The sequence below is a fragment of the Deltaproteobacteria bacterium CG11_big_fil_rev_8_21_14_0_20_49_13 genome, from assembly GCA_002796305.1.
GTDB lineage: Bacteria > UBA10199 > UBA10199.
This window is the reverse complement of sequence record PCWZ01000040.1, coordinates 423-17,224: the sequence shown is the minus strand read 5'-3', so window position 1 is coordinate 17,224 and position 16,802 is coordinate 423. Positions and strand designations below refer to the sequence as shown.

The following is a 16,802-nucleotide window of genomic DNA, read 5'->3' as shown; positions in this document are numbered from 1 at the left end:
CAACTTCTTATTCGTATGCCAGTGCGAATAAGAAGTTGAAATACTTATAGTTTTTAACAAAGGTATTACTAACCAAAGGTTAAAATACTATAAAACCCTCCTAACCCCTTCTCATCTTATTATAAAGTTCCAGATATTCGCCTGCCGATGCCTTCCAAGAGAAGTCGTCGGCAAACGCCGTTTGTATCAGTTTGTTCCACGCCGGCTTGTTCTTATAAGCCTCAAGCGCTTCGTGGATGGATGCCAGCATCGCCTGGTGCGTGTAGTCTGTGAACTTGAAACCGTTCTCGCGGTTCTTTATGGTGTCGTCGAGACCGCCTGTTGCGCGGACGATGGGTATGGTGCCATATTTGAGGCTGATGAGCTGGTTGAGTCCGCACGGCTCGTAGCGCGACGGCATTAGGAACATGTCGCTTCCTGCCTCGATCTGATGCGCTAGGGTGTTATCGAAGGCGATACGAACCCCCATCTTTTTCGGGTAATCTTTAACGACCTGCAGGAGCATTTCGTGGTATTTCTTCTCACCCGTGCCGAGTATAACCAGCTGAACATCCTCTTTCATCAGCTCAGGCATTGCCGCTTCGATGAGGTCAAAGCCCTTTTGAGAGGTGAGCCTTGAAATAAGACCTATGATCGGCACATCTGCTCTGATCGGAAGCTTGTACGCTTCTTGAACAACCCTTTTACAGTCGGCCTTTCCGCCCTGACTCTTGGGGTCGAACTTTGCGGGGATAAGCGGGTCGGCAGCCGGGTTCCATTCGGTGTAATCGATGCCGTTGATAATACCGTAAAGAACGTTCTTGCGGTAGCTAAGAGCGCCTTCAAGTCCGCAGCCAAATCCAGGCGTTAATATCTCTTCGGCATATTTCTTGCTGACCGTGTTTATGACATCGGCAAAAGCTATGCCGCCCTTAAGAAAGTTCATCTTGCCATAGAACTCGAGCTTGTCGAAGGTGAAAAAATCCCATGGCAGGCCTGTTAAAGGCATTGCGGTATGCGGGAAGAGTCCCTGGTAGCCCAAGTTGTGTATCGTTAAAAGGACCTTCGCCTTTGCCAACGCCTTGTGGGTCTTGTAAATGCTCTTCATATAGACTGCCGCCATCGATGCCTGCCAGTCGTGCAGGTGGATGATGTCCGGTTGAAGCTGGGACGCCACAGAAAGGGCGGCGCGCGAGAAGAAAATAAAACGCTCGGCGTTATCGGGATAATCCCCCTCTGCCGTCTGATACAGCTCCGAACGTCCGAAAAACTGCTCGTTCTTGATGAGATAGGCGGTCACATTGTGCGCCATCTTGCAGGTAAAGAGCTCGCCTTCTATCTCCTTGTTGCCAACGGTCACTCTGATCTTTTCTTCGGCATCTTTTATCTTATGTTTCTTGGGCGAAATTTTGGAGGTGTAATAGGGGAGGATGACGGAAAGCTTGTGTCCTTTCTCCGCCAGGGCGAGCGGCAGGGCTCCCGCAACATCCGCCATGCCGCCGGTTTTGCAAAAAGGGACCGCTTCGGAAACTATTTGGATTATGTTCATATGTTGATCTGCCAGCAAGGCAAGCAAAGCCAGCAAGGCAAGCAAAGCGGAAGAATCTGACTTTGCCGGCATTGCTGGCCTGAAACTTTGCTGGTAGCCTTGTTAAGTGTCCACCTCTCTTAAGAACTGCGCCGAGATCTCCGGCGAAGTGGGGTTGATATAGAATCCGCTTCCGCGTTCGAAACCTGCCATGCGCGTAAGCCTTGGGGTTATTTCGATATGCCAGTGATATACTTCCGGATTATGCATTGCCAGAGGCGCTGTGTGGAGCATGAAGTTGTACGGGGGGTCGTTCAGCGCCTTTTCGAGCTTTTTGAGCGTCCTTTGCATTATCTGGGAAAGGTTGTGGATCTCATGTTTCGTTGATTCCGAGAAGTAGGCGGTATGTTTCTTTGGCATTACCCAGACCTCGAACGGGAAACGCGGCGCGAAAGGACAAAGGGCTATGAAATCTTCGTTCTCGAGCACCACGCGTTTCTGGTCCTCTATCTCCTGGGTGATGATATCGCAGTAGAGGCATCGTTCTTTATATGAATAGTAATCGTTCGCTCCGCTCAGTTCTTCTATGACCGTCTTTGGAAGAATGGGAAGGGCGATGAGCTGACAGTGTGAATGTTCAAGGCTGGCACCTGCGCGAAGGCCGTGATTTTTGAACACGAGCACGTAACGGAAACGCTTGTCCTTCTTAAGGTCGAGTATGCGGTCGCGGAACGCCCAGAAAACATCCTCGAACTGCTGTTCCCCAAGGTTCGCAAGGTTCAAATTATGGTCCGGAGACTCGACAATGACTTCATGTGCGCCGATACCGTTCATCATGTCATAGACGCCGTCGCCCTTTTTATTGGCGGAACCTTCTATCATAAGGGCCGGGAATTTGTTGGGGACAACGCGTAAGCTCCAGCCGGACTTGTTTGCCAGTCCGCCTCCCGGTCGATAAGCGAGCACTTCCGGAGGCGTAACGTGTTCGTTGCCGTAGCAAAAGGGACAAAAGCCCCCCTTTTTCTCTTCCCTTTCGTTCTTAAAATCGGATGGCCTCTGCGCCCTTTCCGTTGAGATGATCACCCACCTCCCAACGATCGGATCTTTTCTTAGTTCAGGCATTTTCTCTCTCCTTGCCACGCCGAAGCTTTTAGCGTAGGCGGGTTTTAGTTGAATTCTAATGTTATCTTGAAATCAAATTCCTTTTCACCCTCAGGAATTACGGCGGTCCATAATATACACGAGCCTTGATAAAGCAAGTCAAAACCCGACTCAGACTGCGAAACGGTGTTGATAGGATAGCGCCATATGTCCATCGTGGTGTCGGAGCTTATATCAAGATTGAACTTAAAATATTCATCTACCAGCCTTAAGCGGTTCGTCCTTTCGGGGCCCTTTACGACGTCCATCAGTTCCCTTGCACCGTCAGGAAGCAGATAGTATCTTCCCTTGTCGTGTCCCGCAAGAAGGGTCAGGTTAAGTCCCGTGCCGAAGCGCAAGGGCTCTTTCAACGGCTCTTTCCATTTTAGCGCATATTCTACAACGAGTCTGGCTTCATGGGTCATGTGATAGAGTTTTTCGATATGGAGCCCGTCATATTCGGCGGTCAATACAAGGTGGTCCTTGTCCGTTGATATTATTTTGTACGGAAGTTTGCACAGGCTGACCTTATCTTTGAGTTCGTTAAGGTTGGCCGGGTTCTGGAGTGCTTGCCATATATGATCGCAAAAGGAGAGCCTGTTGCAGGTGTCATATGCAATAGGACCGGCATCGTTCGGGTCCTTGCTTAGATCGTGTATCGAAGAGATCCCTAATCCGTTCTCTTCTGCGCTCGTGCGCTTATGAACTTCGGCGTTTTTTTTATGATAGGCCTCTTCGCGCCTTGCGAGGACGTTCCTTAGGTTCAATTTTGATCTTCTGTGAGAAAGTTCAAGCAATCCCGCCCCCTCGCTCGGCTTTATGACGGCTATAAGATGTTTGTTAGATAGCATCACTTCATCCGTCAGGTCGCGGTCGATATCACATCTTTCTATTCGCACATGTTCTTTGGCGTCCGGATCGTGGTCTAAGGCATCAAGTATGTTATCGGCGTCGATAAGGTTCTCAAATATCGCATGGCGGAGATAGTTAAGATAAAGCCCGCCGAAAAGACCGTGCCAGTAGGCGCAATTGCACTGAGCGCGATAGAGCGCATTGCGCGCATTCGTCATTGCGAGTCCGTCTTCGGACGAAGCAATCTCCTGTGTATGATTTTTGCCGGGGGATTGCTTCGCTTGCGCTCGCAATGACATCGCTTCTTCCAATTTTTCGCTCACATACAGCATTCGCTTGTGCATGTAGTTAGATTCCGGATATTTAGTGAGGAAATTGTCCCAGTAGCCACCTCGCACGAACGGCTTTGCCTCCTCCCACTTGCCGTTTTGTTCAAGAAAGCCCTTGATAGATTCCATCTGATGGATGGCATGCGCCGGCATGGACCATTCGCCCATTTCGTGATATGAACATGTGGGAAGGTAGACGGTATTTTCCGGTCTTCTCCCGGCATAGAATTCGGAAAGGGTGAGGGTCCTTATCTTATCCTTATTATCCAAAAGGAGCTTAAAGAATTTCCTCAGCCAGCCTTTTTCTATCACCCATTCATGGGTTCCCGGCCAGAGTCCGAACTTCTCACCGTCATCGCCGTAGGTCACGGCGCCGCCCGGATATTTATCGGAGAGGTACAATAGATGGGCAATGACGTCTTCCGGGAGCTTAAACGGGATCTGGTAGCGTAGCGTCTTGTCGGATGCAAAGATGGATGTCGTTTTTCCGTGTCTTTCGGTAAGGTGATGGTTCAGTATGAATTCATCCACAACCCCGGCCGCGCGGAAATGCTCGTCATCGAGTATCGTATATTTTATGTCGTTATCGGCCAGAAGGGTCGTGAGCGAGGGTTCCCATATTCTTTCGGTCATCCAGATCCCTTTAGTGGAGATGCCTGCCTCTTTTTCCCAGAACTCGCGCATCATCTTTAGCTGGCCCGCGGCGTCCCTTGGAGGGATAACAGCGAGGATTGGTTCATAGTATCCTCCGCCAAGAGGCTCTATCTGCCCGGCCTTTATCATTCTAACGAGTTTTTTTAGATATTCCGGCTCATTTTTCTTTGCCCAGTCAAGCAAGGGACCCGAATGATGGAGCGATATCTTTATTTGAGGGAACTCTTCGAGTGTGTTCAGCACCGGCCAGTAACACTTTTTGAATGCCATGTCGAAGACGTGCTCAAAATTTCCCACCGGCTGGTGGTTATGCAATGCAAGTAATAAGGTTATCATATGCAATCCGCCAACGGCGGATCTCCCAAGACAGGGACATGCTTCATCGTCGCCATGCCCCCATGCCTCATCATTTATTCAGTATATCCGCTGTGTGAAGCGTGTCCCTACACTCTCCACATCTGTCTTTCATATGTTTCATCGGGCACAATGAAGGTCATGTGAGAGTAGTGCCTGGTTTCTATCCCTTTTTTCACCACCGTTAGAATAATCGTAACCTCTTCGCCTGGAGAGAATCCAAGCTCTTTAAAATTAAAGCCCAGCTCGCACACGCTTTTTACCGCCCATTTTGTGTTAAGACCCCCTTTGCCGTATTCTCCTTCAGGATCGGCAACGAACTCAAACTGATATTTCGTGCCGCTAAAATACAACCGTGTCTTGAATTGGTGCTTGTTGTGGAGATAGATGATTATCTCTTCATGGTCCCTAAGGGCAAATGTTATGTTCTTGTCAAGCGGATCGAACCTTAAGTAAAAGTTATCCAGATTGAATCCGAAGTAGATGGTTTCAAAGAGTTCTTCGGTCTGGGCCATCGGGCCCCTGTTCGTGCCAATATTTATCGTGATGGCGTTCGACCACTCAAAAAACGAGGTGTTCAGTCCGTCAATCGAAGGATATATGAACGCGTTGGGTTTTAGCGGGCCATGGGAATGATGTGACGAATCATTGTAGTGGTAGATTGGGTTATAAAGAAATACCGGGATGTCTCTTCCAAATAGAGTGAAGGCGTTCTTTAGATGCATCCTGAATATCTTGTCGAAATCGCTCTTGAATTCGCTAGAGAAGTCGTCGTCGAACCACCAGAACCAGTCGCTTCCGCAGGCGGCACAGAAAGATTCAAGGGCCCTAAGTTCGGCGTCGGTGCGTTCGTGATTTTCCAGGGTCTTTAAGAGCCTGCCGCCGAGCTCGTCCATGGACCTTTTAATATAGCCCCACGCCTGGTTCTTTTGGGGTTTTCCTACCCATATGGCAAAGTTAGAACCTATCCACGAACCTGAGAAGAGGTGCGTTATCTTTGCCGTTGGCGGATTTTCGGAGAGATATTTATTTATTGTAGTTGTCCTGATATTAGAAGCGCGAAGACCATCTAAAAGAGAGACAAGGAAGGCCTTTCCGTTTTCTTCATAGGATTCCCATGGGTTCTCGCCGTCGAGAAGTATCGTTATAAGAGGGTTCGAGATCTTTGTGGATCTTCCTATCTCCTCTACACGTTTTATGAGGTCGGTTGCGGCATCTGCCCCCGACATCTTCTGATATGTGAAGCTCACAAGGTCAGAAAGTTCCCTATCGCGGAAGACCATGTTGACCTTGGCGTCGTTGTTCTCAGCACGATAAGGCTGGTAGAGATATTCGTTCCTTTCGCCCGATATTCCGGAGCGTTCAAGTATTCCTTCGTCAGTAGCTATCCATTCAACGCCGGCTTTTTCAAGTAGGGGGATGAGCTCCGGACAAACGCTCCCTTCAGAAGGCCACATCCCCTTAGGTTTGCGGCCTACCGACTGCTCGAAATATGTAAGGCCGTGGTTTATCTGAAAGTCTGCGAACTTTGGGGCCTGGAAACGCGTTGGAAGGGTAGCTTTCGGCATGCACCTCTTTGCTATATTGGTGTCGTAGACGAGCGGGAGTATGGGGTGAAAGTAGGGTGTTGTTGTAAGTTCAATATTGGGAGAGGCATTTCGTATCGACTCAAGAAGTTTTTTTAAGACCTCCCGTTGGATACTAAGAACTGTCTTTTTGTCCTCTTCTGTAAAATTTCCGGCAGAGGATGTGAGCGATAACATCTTCTGAAGTTCCGGATATTCCTCGCGCGCCTTGAAGCCGAACCAGGCGAGGTTATAATATACCTGTATGTCGAGGTAATCTTTCCACGAGAAGTATCTGATGGCCCCTTCAAAATCTATCTTGTGAGTTTCGCTTCCGCGCATTTTAAAGAGCTTCCAGTAGCGCGGTATCGGCTTTATCATTTTATCCGGGTGGGCCATGAAAAAATTGCGGAGGATGAACTTTTTCTGTACAGGATTGAGCTCTTTGGCGTCTATCTTGGTGATATCGAGGAACTTGTCTGTCATGCCCAGTTCGACATATTCCCTTATCTGGCGCAAAAGCGAAGGGACGAAGTTGATATTGACATGCATATCGCTAAACTGCTCGTAGAGCTTCATCATGTCGTAGTATGAATGAACGCCATGAAGCCTGGCCCACGGCTGAACGCAGTCGCCGGTGATGATGTTCCGGTAGTATGGCTGGTGCATGTGCCAGAGGAATGCTAAGTGAGGTGTCGACATAGTTATATCTTGGCTCCCTTTGGAATGATAACTATCCCTTTTTCCGATACGAAATATTTTTTTCTGTCCTTCTTTAGGTCATAGCCGATGACCGTATTGGGGGGGATGTCCACGTTCTTGTCGATGACCGCGCGTCTGATCTTTGCATATCTTCCAACGTTCACATTTTCGAAAAGTATCGATTCTTCGACCAGCGAATAGCTGTTTATCCTCACGTTTGGTGAAAGTACGGATCTGGAGATGCGTCCGCCGGAGATGATGCATCCTTCGGAAACGAGCGAATCGGTCGCCGTGCCGACGCGCTTGTTCTGCTCATCCGCAAAGACGAACTTGGCCGGAGGTGACGGGTCCATCGCGGTTCTAATGGGCCACATATGGTTATAAAGGTTAAATACCGGCGTGACGCTCACAAGGTCCATCGACGATTTCCAGTAGGCGTCTATGGAACCTATATCTCGCCAGTAGCCCTTTTCGTCCTTTGTCATGCCGGGGTAGGCGTTTCGCGAGAAATCATAGACCATCACCCTGGCCTTTTTATAGACAGAAGGGATTATGCTCTTTCCAAAATCGTGCGAGGACTTTTTGTTGGCGGCGTCCTTAATGATAGCTTTTTTAAGGAACTCCGCGTTGAATATGTAGATACCCATCGAAACAAGGGCCTTTGACTTGTCACCCGGAATGGGCATGGGCCTTTTTGGCTTTTCCTTGAAATCGATCATCCGCCAGTGCTTGTCGACACCGATGATGCCGAATGAGTGAGCCTCTTTTATATTGTATGGGATCGCGGCAACGGTCACATCGGCGTCGTTCTTCTGATGGACCTTTAGCATCTGCCTGATGTCCATTCGATATACATGATCGGCTCCGAAGATGCCCACCGTATCGGCATGGGAGTCGTTTAAGATATTCATGTTCTGGAACACGGCATCGGCGCTCCCCTGATACCATGTATTTCCGGTCCTCATCTGGGCAGGGACAGGGTCGATATACTGATCGAGAATGGGGCTTATGAACCATCCTTTTTTAAGATGCCGGTTAAGAGATTCCGATTTGAACTGGGTAAGGACCTTTATCTTGTAGATGCCTGAGTTGACAAGGTTGGAAAGGACAAAATCGATTATACGATAACGTCCGCCGAAAGGGACCGCCGGTTTGGCACGGTCCTGCGTCAAAGGCCTGAGCCTGGTACCTTCTCCACCTGCAAGTACAAAAGCGATAACGTTTGGCATTGACTCAACCCCTCGTGCTTATTAGCTGATTAAGCCTCTGTTGACAACGGGAAAATGGAAAAATTAGGGTGGACTTATTAGCGGTAGATGGGTACATGGAGGCAGAAGGTGCTACGTGGGTAAATATTATGCTCATAGTTTGGCAGGAAGGCCCAAGGAAGAGTGGCAGGAGCTCGCAAGTCATTTAAAAGAAACGGCGGAGTTGGCGAAAGTTTTTGCTGATGAATTTTCCAATGGTGATTGGGCATATTTGACCGGTTTGTGGCATGATCTAGGCAAATATTTGCCTGACTGGCAGAATTATCTTCTTAGAGAACGCGGATATCCAATAGAACATGCGAGCAATGGAAAAAGGCCTAATCATAGCACGGCAGGCGCTATTTTTGCGTTCGAGAAATTTAAAGACAAGCCTTTAGCCAGATTATTTGCCTCCATTATTGCGGGTCACCATGCCGGATTGCCTGATTGGTATCCCGATGAGGCAGGAGGGGATCTTCAAAATCGGATTTTTAATTCAGAAGGAAATCTTAGGGTTGGGGAAATTGAAGATATCAGGAACAACCCTCTTACTAAGCCTATCCTCGAAACAAAGTTGCCACGATCTAATCCTTTAAACATTTCATCAAAAGAGGAAGGTGGATCGGCAAGTGAACACTTGCATCTATGGGTCCGCATGCTCTTTTCCTGCTTGGTAGATGCCGATTTTTTGAACACAGAACAGGCGTGTAATCCTGAAAGTTCTAAGTTTAGAGGTACATATTCGAGCTTAGAGACATTGTATGAAAATTTTCGAGGCTATATGTCTGAAAAGTGCGGAGCTGCCGAAAAAACACCGATAAATAAATATCGTCGCAAAGTCCTTGAGGATTGCATGGCCAAAGCCACCGCTCCAAGCGGTTTCTTTTCCCTTACAGTCCCAACCGGCGGGGGTAAAACGCTTTCTGCTATGGCATTTGCCTTAAAGCATGCGATGGAACATAAGAAAAAAAGGGTCATAATGGCCATCCCCTATACCAGCATTATTGAACAGACGGCTGAAGTTTATCGTCATGCATTTGGGGATGGAGCTGTCTTAGAACATCATAGCAATATTGACATAGATGAAGAGGATAAAAAAGGCAGATTAGCCAGTGAAAACTGGGATGCTCCGATCATTGTAACAACAAATGTCCAGTTGTTCGAATCTCTTCTTGCAAGCAGGCCTTCATCGTGCAGGAAGCTGCATAATCTTGCGAACAGTGTTATCATTCTCGATGAAGCGCAAATGCTTCCTCCGGAATATTTGAAGCCAATATTGTCAGTATTGCGTGGCTTAGTAGCCCACTTTGGCGTTACGGTCGTTTTTTGTACGGCCACTCAACCGGTTCTTTGCGGAAAGATCGGGAGCGAGCAGGCCGAATTTGCCGGTATTTCCAGTGCGACCGCAATCGTTCCACCTGATGCAGCAGATCTAAAAGACTTTAAGCGTGTTGATATAGATCTTCCAATATCTGATGAAAGAACGACATGGGAAAATGTGTCTGAAGAATTACAGAAATATGAACAAGTGCTCTGTATCGTCAATACAAGACAGGACTGCCGTGATCTACATGGAATAATGCCAAAGGGAACGGTTCATCTGTCCGCAAATATGTGCGGAGAAGAACGAAGCGAGGCGATCGCAGATATTAAAAAACGACTTGCCAATAAAATGCCGATCCGCGTTGTCGGCACCCAGCTGGTAGAAGCCGGAGTTGATATCGATTTTCCCGTGGTATTCAGGGCATTGGCAGGCATTGATTCGATATCTCAAGCGGCAGGGCGTTGCAACCGTGAGGGGAAGCTTAATGCGGAGGGAATGCTAGGCAAACTCTTTGTCTTTCACCCGCCAAAATCTTCACCAGTTGGAATGTTGCGCAAAGGAGAATACGCGGCAAGAACGATCTTGAGAAAGTACAAGGCTTTTGACCTGTCTCCGGAACTTTATCGGGATTATTTTAGCGAATTTTATCGTGCATTGAATGATTTTGACAGGCCGAAATTCCAAGAACGCATGCAGAAGGAAGCAGGTGATTTTATTTTTCAGTTCAGGACATTTGCCGGTAACGTCAGGCTAATTGATGATACGGTTCAGAAAGGCATCATTGTAAGATATAAGGGCAAAAATAAGAGCAGTTTTGAATTGATAGAATTGCTCAAGAGAAAAGGTCCGGATCGTTGGATCATGAGGAAACTGCAGAGGTTCATCGTAAACGTTCCGCTTAACCTGTTCTACAAACTTCAAAATGAAGGTCATATTGAAGATGTGTTTGGATGCTGGGTGCAGAGTAGCACCGGTCTTTATAAGCCGGGCTACGGTTTGCTGGCCGATGTAAAAGATTGGGATAAAGAGCTCTTTATTGTCTAAAAACGGGAGGTGATTTGATGAACCAGTATTACGACAAGGAATTTTGTATCGAAGTGAGCGGAGATTACGCCTGTTTTACAAGGCCGGAGATGAAGGTCGAACGCGTGAGCTATGATGTGATAACGCCTTCGGCAGCGCGGGCTATCTTTGAGGCAATCTTTTGGAAGCCGGCAATAAGATGGCAGACAAAGAAGATAGATGTGTTAAGTCCTATTCGCTGGATATCGGTTCGCAGGAACGAAGTCGGCGCGGTAATGTCGGGGAAGGACGGCCTTTTTATCGAAGAGAACCGCTTGCAGAGGGCCGGGCTTTTATTGCGTGATGTGAAGTATAGATTACATGCCGGGCTGGTTTTTATCCCTCTTAGAGAGCGCAGCAAGATTTACAACCCACTTCCTGAATATTTGATATCTCGGGAAGAGGCTCAAGAGTTTGCAAGAGATCCAAAAGATGAGAACCCTGGGAAATACAATGCGATGTTCGAGCGCAGGGCCAGAAAAGGGCAATGCTTTAATATGCCATATCTTGGTTGCCGCGAGTTTTCATGCAACTTTAGGTTTATAGAAGATGCGGCAAAAGAGTTGCCAAAACCCATAGATGAAACAAGGGACTTGGGCTTCATGCTTTACGACATGGATTTTTCGGACGTGAAAGATCCAAGGCCCATGTTTTTCAGGGCAAGGCTTGAAAAGGGCGTTGTTGTTATTCCGCCCATTGATAGTGAGGAGGTGAAAAAATGATACTCCAAGCGTTGTATGAGTATTATGAGAGAAACAAGGACAAGCTTCCTCCAGCAGGGTTTCAGGAACAGGAAATTAAATTTTTGGTTGTCATAGATCGTGGCGGTAAATTTCTTGATCTGCTGGATCTAAGAGAAGGCAGGCGTGGCAAACCTTTTCTTTTGCCGAAGTCCGTTATCCGAACGATCAAAATTCAACCGAACTTTCTTTGGGACCATTATGGCTACCTTTTTGCCCATCCAAAGGACGATAAAACTAGATCGGTTGACTCGGCAAGAAAACAAATGTCCTCTTTTTTAGATATGCTTAAATCCTTGCCCGCTGAAGTCAGCAGCGACGACGGCATTAAGGCCATTTCACGATTTTATGAAAGCGGAGAATGGGAAAAGGTCAAAGAACATGACAGATGGCCTGAATGTTCGGGCATCCCGGGGTGCAATCTTACTTTCAAACTTGATGGTGAAGATAAGCTTATTCCTCAAAGAGAGTCTGTTAAAAAGTACCAAACTTTAAAAAATGATGAACCTAACAATGTAGATGGTGATGAAGACGAAGATAATGGTGCAAATACGACCTACGAAGCAAAGTGTTTGATCACCGGTTTAAAGGGTAATATTGCCCGCCTGCATACGCCTACGCCAATTATTGGTTCGCGAAGTAACGCTAAAATAGTGGCGTTTCAAAAGGGTAAGGGGTTTGATTCATACGGCAAGGAACAGGCATTCAACGCTCCAATCTCAAGGGAAGCCGAATCTTCCTATTCTACGGCCCTAAAATATCTTACAAGATCGCAAGAAAATCAGGTGCGCGTTAGTGACTCAACAATAATATTCTGGTCCCAAAAGTCGGATGAAGATAAGACGAAATATGATCTTGAAAGTGAATTTACATGGTTTTTTAGGAATGATAAGGACGATCCCGACCGCGGTATCAGGGCGGTTAAAGGCCTTTATGAGGCCTTCAAAACCGGTAGGCTGCCTTTGAACGAAGGTAACAGGTTCTATGTTCTCGGGCTAGCTCCTAATGCCGCAAGAATTTCGGTTAGATTTTGGAGGACCGGCACCATTAAAGATTTTGCCGAGAAGATCAAACACCACGTTGATGATTTTGAAATAGACCGCTCACCGAAAGATCCCGAATATTTATCGCTCTATCAAATATTAAGTTCTACGGCATTTGAGAACAAGATGGATAACGTTCCGCCGAATCTTGCAGGGAAGGTGGTTGAGAGCATTCTTGATGGTTCGCCGTATCCAGCCACGTTAATGCAACAATGCATGCGGCGTATTCGGGCAGAACGTCATGTGAACAGGGTAAGGGCGGCGATACTCAAGGCTTACATAAATCGTTTCAATAGATTCCATAACAAGCAAGAAAGAGAGGTCACTATGTCACTCGATAGGAGTAATGAGAACACCGCCTACAGGCTGGGCCGATTGTTCGCGGTTCTCGAGAAGATACAAGAAGAAGCCGGTCAGGTGAGTGCCACCATAAGAGATCGCTTTTATGGTGCGGCATCATCAACTCCAACAAGCGTATTCCCCCGGTTGTTGAAGTTGAAGAACCACCACCTTGCCAAGCTCAACCCGGGTAGAAAAGTTAATATGGAGAAAGAGATTGGCGAGATAGTGGATGGAATGGGTAACGAATGGCCCGCTAATCTTACACTTGATGAACAGGCCCGGTTTGCCATTGGCTATTATCACCAGCGTCAGGATTTCTTTAAGAAAAAAGAGAGTACGGAGGTATTATGACCAATAAAATAGCGATATTCAAAGGTCATCGAATCAGAAGACTTATTTATAATAATGAATGGTGTTTTTCAGTCATAGATGTGTGCGAAGTGCTTACCGATAGCTCAGATGCCGGGGCGTATTGGCGGAAATTGAAACAAAGACTGAAAGACGAGGGAAGTGAAGTCGTGACATTTTGTCACGGGTTGAAATTAAAGGCCCCAGATGGAAAGATGCGCGAAACCGACTGCTCCAATACCGAAGGGATGCTCCGCATAATCCAGTCGATCCCTTCTCCTAAAGCGGAGCCTTTTAAACGTTGGCTGGCTAAAGTGGGCTATGAGCGTGTGAAAGAGATTGAAGACCCCGAACTGGCCATGAACCAAATAACAAGGAGAAAAATATGCAAAACAGGACACCTATCGACAGGCGCTATGATTTCGTGATGTACTTCGATGTGCAGGACGGTAACCCCAACGGCGATCCCGATGCCGGCAATTTGCCCCGCGTTGATGCCGAAACAGGAATGGGGTTGGTTACCGATGTGTGCTTAAAGCGGAAGGTGCGGAATTATGTTCAGATCGTTAAGAAAGCCGAAAGACCTTTCGATATTTTTGTTAAGGAAAAGGCTGTCCTGAATTTGCTAATTGACGAATCACATGAACAAGAGAATGTGAAGAACAAGGAAAAGGGAGATAAGACTGAAGCCGCCAGAAAATGGATGTGCGACAACTATTATGATATAAGAACCTTTGGGGCAGTAATGAGCACAGGTAAAAATGCCGGTCAGGTTCGCGGTCCTATTCAGCTGACATTTGCCCGTTCTGTCGACCCGGTTGTAGCGCTTGAGCACAGTATTACACGCATGGCGGTTGCTACCGAAGCAGAGGCCGAAAAACAGAGCGGGGACAATCGCACAATGGGCCGCAAATTCACGATACCATACGGCCTTTATCGTGTTCACGGTTTTGTTTCCGCCCATCTTGCCGCCCAGACCGGTTTTTCGAAGGAAGACCTCGACCTATTCTGGGAAGCCATTCAAAAAATGTTCGATCACGATCGTTCGGCCGCACGGGGTCTTATGACAATGCGTTCGTTGATCATTTTCGAGCACAATACGGCGCTTGGAAATGCCAACGCCACCGATCTTTTTGAACGCGTGACGCATCGTAAGATCACGGAGAAGCCGGCGCGTAGTTTTTCCGACTATGGTATCATGTATAAGAACGAGCCGGTAAAGGAGTTGGTTACGACCATAAAAGTATAATTTAATATGTACTCCGAAGACGACTTTATACAACTCTCGGCGTTGCAACACTTTGTATTCTGCCCGAGGCAGTGCGCTCTCTCCTATATCGAGCAGATATGGGAAGAAAATGCGTTAACCGCCGAGGGCGGCATTATGCATAAAAATGCGCACGAAGAGCAGTTTGAAACCAAAGGAGACATGCGTATCGAGCGCGGAATGCCGCTTCGTTCATCAGCGCTGGGATTGATCGGCAAGGCGGATGTTATTGAATTCTACAGGTCGCCTGACGGTAAATGGCTGCCCTTTCCGGTTGAATACAAGCACGGCAAGCCGAAGGAGAACAATTGTGATAGCGTCCAACTTTGCGGGCAGGCGATATGCCTTGAAGAGATGCTGAATGTGAATATCCCGGCGGGCGCGATATTCTACGGAAAAACGCGAAGAAGGCTGGATGTCGCATTCACCACGGAGCTCCGTAAGGAAACGGAAGAAACCGCTCACAGGCTTCATGCCTTTATCAAGGCAGGGGTTACCCCAAAGGCTTCCTATAGCAAAAAATGTGAGTCCTGTTCTCTTATAGAGCTCTGTTTGCCCAAAATTTCAGAGAAACAGGTATCGATCAGAGACTATATTGATGAAAAAACTTCTTAACACTCTGTTTGTGACCACGCAGGGCGCCTATCTTTCAAAAGAAGGCGAAACAGTGGTTGTGTCCGTCGAAAGGGAAACGCGGTTGCAGGTGCCTTTGCATACTTTGAACGGAATTATCTGTTTTGGAAATGTTAGCATGAGCCCATTTTTAATGGGAGCGTGCGCTGAGAATAATATCGGTGTTGGTTTTTTGACTGAATACGGAAGGTTTCTGGCGCGTGTTCATGGCAAAACCAACGGAAATGTCCTGCTTCGCAGGGAACAATACAGACGCGCGGACGACCTTGGTTTTTGCGCTGATATCGCGCGAAATATAATTGCCGGCAAGGTATGCAATGCGCGGACAGTTTTGCAGAGGTCACTGCGCGATCATTCGGACAAGATAAATGTTTCTGATATTGAAATTGCAGTGAGACGGCTCGGGACGAACATCGATGGCATTGGCAATGTTCGCGAGCTCGATCTTCTGCGTGGAGTTGAGGGGGATTCCGCGCGGGTCTATTTTAACGTGTTCGATCATTTGATAGTTGCCCAAAAAGATGATTTTAAGTTCGAAGATAGAAATCGCAGGCCGCCGGTGGACAATGTCAATTGTCTGCTCTCCTTTATCTACACTATTCTTATGCACGATGTAAGGTCGGCCTTGGAGTCCGTGGGGCTTGATTCATACGTTGGGTTTCTGCACCGCGACAGGCCTGGGAGGGCCAGTCTTGCTTTGGATATAATGGAGGAATTCAGACCGTTCTTTGCCGACCGCATGGTGTTGTCATTGATCAACAGATCGCAGGTGACTGCAAAAGGTTTTAAGAGATCGGAAACCGGCGCTGTGCTGATGAGCGATGATACCCGCAAGGAACTTTTGGTCGCGTATCAAAAACGCAAACAAGAAGAGATGTTTCATCCTTACCTGAAGGAAAATGTCCAGATCGGGATGCTCTTTCATATTCAGGCGCTGTTGCTTGCGCGTTTTTTGCGCGGGGATATTGACGGGTATCCGGTGTTTTTTTGGAGATAGTGAGGTTTTCTATGCTGGTTCTTGTAAGTTACGATGTGATGACCTCGAGCGAAGGAGGCCAGAAGAGGTTGCGGCGTGTTGCCAAAGAGTGCATCAATTATGGGCAACGCGTTCAATATTCAGTATTCGAATGCAACGTTGATCCCGCGCAATGGGCAAAATTGAAGGCAAGGCTTGAAAAGGCCATAGACGCCGATAAGGACAGCTTGAGATATTATTATTTAGGGTCCAACTGGAGGAGGCGCGTGGAACATGTTGGAGCGAAAAAAGCTGTAGATTTTGAGGCGCCGATGATAGTCTGATGGACAGCGCGAACGTTAAGTGGACGATGTTCCTGGAGTACGTTCGCGGTCTTTAAAGAGGTATGAATTATTTGATGAATTTGCAAGAAGGGTCATTTCCACGGAAGCGGGAATCTCGTTTACGAGATAGATTCGCGGTTAAGCACAAATTAGCTTAGTTATTTAAAGAGGTTGTAGAAATGAAGTCGCCCCCCGCGCGGGGGCGTGGATTGAAACATTCTGCAACACTGCTCTTATCTGTAGCATCCCCGTCGCCCCCCGCGCGGGGGCGTGGATTGAAACTACTCATTGCGACGCATCATTTGCTAATTTCAAGTCGCCCCCCGCGCGGGGGCGTGGATTGAAACTCGCTCTACCGCATAGTTCAACGGGCTTCATAGGTCGCCCCCCGCGC

General features: G+C 47.5%; 13 protein-coding genes. 8 read left to right on the top strand and 5 right to left on the bottom strand.

Annotated features, from left to right (window positions below):
- Nucleotides 1-100 precede the first annotated feature (100 nt).
- The 5 genes from COV46_03425 to glgC all read right to left on the bottom strand — a co-directional run bounded on the left by COV46_03425 (nt 101) and on the right by glgC (nt 8,332).
- A complete protein-coding gene (locus COV46_03425; protein PIR17634.1) occupies nt 101-1,600 on the bottom strand; it encodes a glycogen synthase GlgA in 1,500 nt (499 codons plus the stop codon).
- Nucleotides 1,601-1,630: 30 nt separating this feature from the next.
- Nucleotides 1,631-2,629 carry a galactose-1-phosphate uridylyltransferase gene (gene galT, locus COV46_03420; GenBank protein PIR17633.1) on the bottom strand — a complete coding sequence of 333 codons (999 nt, stop codon included), beginning with the start codon at nt 2,627-2,629 and terminating at the stop codon, nt 1,631-1,633.
- 44 nt (nt 2,630-2,673) lie between these two features.
- On the bottom strand, nt 2,674-4,818 hold the full coding sequence (locus COV46_03415; GenBank protein PIR17632.1) for a hypothetical protein: 2,145 nt from the start codon (nt 4,816-4,818) through the stop codon (nt 2,674-2,676).
- Nucleotides 4,819-4,925: 107 nt separating this feature from the next.
- The gene (locus COV46_03410; GenBank protein ID PIR17631.1) at nt 4,926-7,103 is read right to left on the bottom strand and encodes a hypothetical protein; all 2,178 of its coding nucleotides are present in this window, start codon (nt 7,101-7,103) and stop codon (nt 4,926-4,928) included.
- Nucleotides 7,104-7,105: 2 nt separating this feature from the next.
- Nucleotides 7,106-8,332, bottom strand: a complete 1,227-nt coding sequence (gene glgC, locus COV46_03405) for a glucose-1-phosphate adenylyltransferase (protein PIR17630.1) — start codon at nt 8,330-8,332, stop codon at nt 7,106-7,108.
- A gap of 139 nt (nt 8,333-8,471) precedes the next feature.
- On the opposite strand from glgC, the gene COV46_03400 reads away from it, so the two are divergent.
- Genes COV46_03400 through cas2 form a run of 8 tightly spaced genes read left to right on the top strand, consistent with a single transcriptional unit; the run spans nt 8,472 to nt 16,408 of the window.
- Nucleotides 8,472-10,718, top strand: coding sequence for a CRISPR-associated helicase/endonuclease Cas3 (locus COV46_03400; GenBank protein PIR17629.1), 2,247 nt, complete (start codon nt 8,472-8,474; stop codon nt 10,716-10,718).
- 17 nt (nt 10,719-10,735) lie between these two features.
- The gene (cas5c, locus tag COV46_03395) at nt 10,736-11,458 is read left to right on the top strand and encodes a type I-C CRISPR-associated protein Cas5 (GenBank protein PIR17628.1); all 723 of its coding nucleotides are present in this window, start codon (nt 10,736-10,738) and stop codon (nt 11,456-11,458) included.
- Entirely contained in the window at nt 11,455-13,212 is a 1,758-nt protein-coding gene (gene cas8c / locus COV46_03390) for a type I-C CRISPR-associated protein Cas8c/Csd1 (protein ID PIR17627.1), read from the top strand. The genes cas5c and cas8c overlap by 4 nt, the downstream gene beginning before the upstream one ends.
- A complete protein-coding gene (locus COV46_03385) occupies nt 13,209-13,637 on the top strand; it encodes a hypothetical protein (protein PIR17626.1) in 429 nt (142 codons plus the stop codon). The genes cas8c and COV46_03385 overlap by 4 nt, the downstream gene beginning before the upstream one ends.
- On the top strand, nt 13,595-14,458 hold the full coding sequence (gene cas7c, locus COV46_03380; GenBank protein PIR17625.1) for a type I-C CRISPR-associated protein Cas7/Csd2: 864 nt from the start codon (nt 13,595-13,597) through the stop codon (nt 14,456-14,458). Before COV46_03385 ends, cas7c begins: the two co-directional genes overlap by 43 nt.
- A 6-nt stretch (nt 14,459-14,464) precedes the next feature.
- Nucleotides 14,465-15,091, top strand: a complete 627-nt coding sequence (gene cas4 / locus COV46_03375) for a CRISPR-associated protein Cas4 (GenBank protein ID PIR17624.1) — start codon at nt 14,465-14,467, stop codon at nt 15,089-15,091.
- Complete coding sequence (locus COV46_03370; GenBank protein ID PIR17623.1) at nt 15,075-16,106, top strand: subtype I-C CRISPR-associated endonuclease Cas1; 1,032 nt, start codon at nt 15,075-15,077, stop codon at nt 16,104-16,106. The genes cas4 and COV46_03370 overlap by 17 nt, the downstream gene beginning before the upstream one ends.
- Before the next feature lie 11 nt (nt 16,107-16,117).
- Nucleotides 16,118-16,408 carry a CRISPR-associated endonuclease Cas2 gene (gene cas2, locus COV46_03365; protein ID PIR17622.1) on the top strand — a complete coding sequence of 97 codons (291 nt, stop codon included), beginning with the start codon at nt 16,118-16,120 and terminating at the stop codon, nt 16,406-16,408.
- Nucleotides 16,409-16,802: the final 394 nt, after the last annotated feature.

What these genes read in the sequence shown, in the direction of transcription:
- COV46_03425 (PIR17634.1), bottom strand. Translation starts at nt 1,600, where the DNA reads ATGCCGGCAAAGTCAGATTCTTCCGCTTTGCTTGCCTTGCTGGCTTTG.
- galT (PIR17633.1), bottom strand. Translation starts at nt 2,629, where the DNA reads ATGCCTGAACTAAGAAAAGATCCGATCGTTGGGAGGTGGGTGATCATC.
- COV46_03415 (PIR17632.1), bottom strand. Translation starts at nt 4,818, where the DNA reads ATGATAACCTTATTACTTGCATTGCATAACCACCAGCCGGTGGGAAAT.
- COV46_03410 (PIR17631.1), bottom strand. Translation starts at nt 7,103, where the DNA reads ATGTCGACACCTCACTTAGCATTCCTCTGGCACATGCACCAGCCATAC.
- glgC (PIR17630.1), bottom strand. Translation starts at nt 8,332, where the DNA reads ATGCCAAACGTTATCGCTTTTGTACTTGCAGGTGGAGAAGGTACCAGG.
- cas5c (PIR17628.1), top strand. Translation starts at nt 10,736, where the DNA reads ATGAACCAGTATTACGACAAGGAATTTTGTATCGAAGTGAGCGGAGAT.
- cas8c (PIR17627.1), top strand. Translation starts at nt 11,455, where the DNA reads ATGATACTCCAAGCGTTGTATGAGTATTATGAGAGAAACAAGGACAAG.
- COV46_03385 (PIR17626.1), top strand. Translation starts at nt 13,209, where the DNA reads ATGACCAATAAAATAGCGATATTCAAAGGTCATCGAATCAGAAGACTT.
- cas7c (PIR17625.1), top strand. Translation starts at nt 13,595, where the DNA reads ATGCAAAACAGGACACCTATCGACAGGCGCTATGATTTCGTGATGTAC.
- cas4 (PIR17624.1), top strand. Translation starts at nt 14,465, where the DNA reads ATGTACTCCGAAGACGACTTTATACAACTCTCGGCGTTGCAACACTTT.
- COV46_03370 (PIR17623.1), top strand. Translation starts at nt 15,075, where the DNA reads ATGAAAAAACTTCTTAACACTCTGTTTGTGACCACGCAGGGCGCCTAT.
- cas2 (PIR17622.1), top strand. Translation starts at nt 16,118, where the DNA reads ATGCTGGTTCTTGTAAGTTACGATGTGATGACCTCGAGCGAAGGAGGC.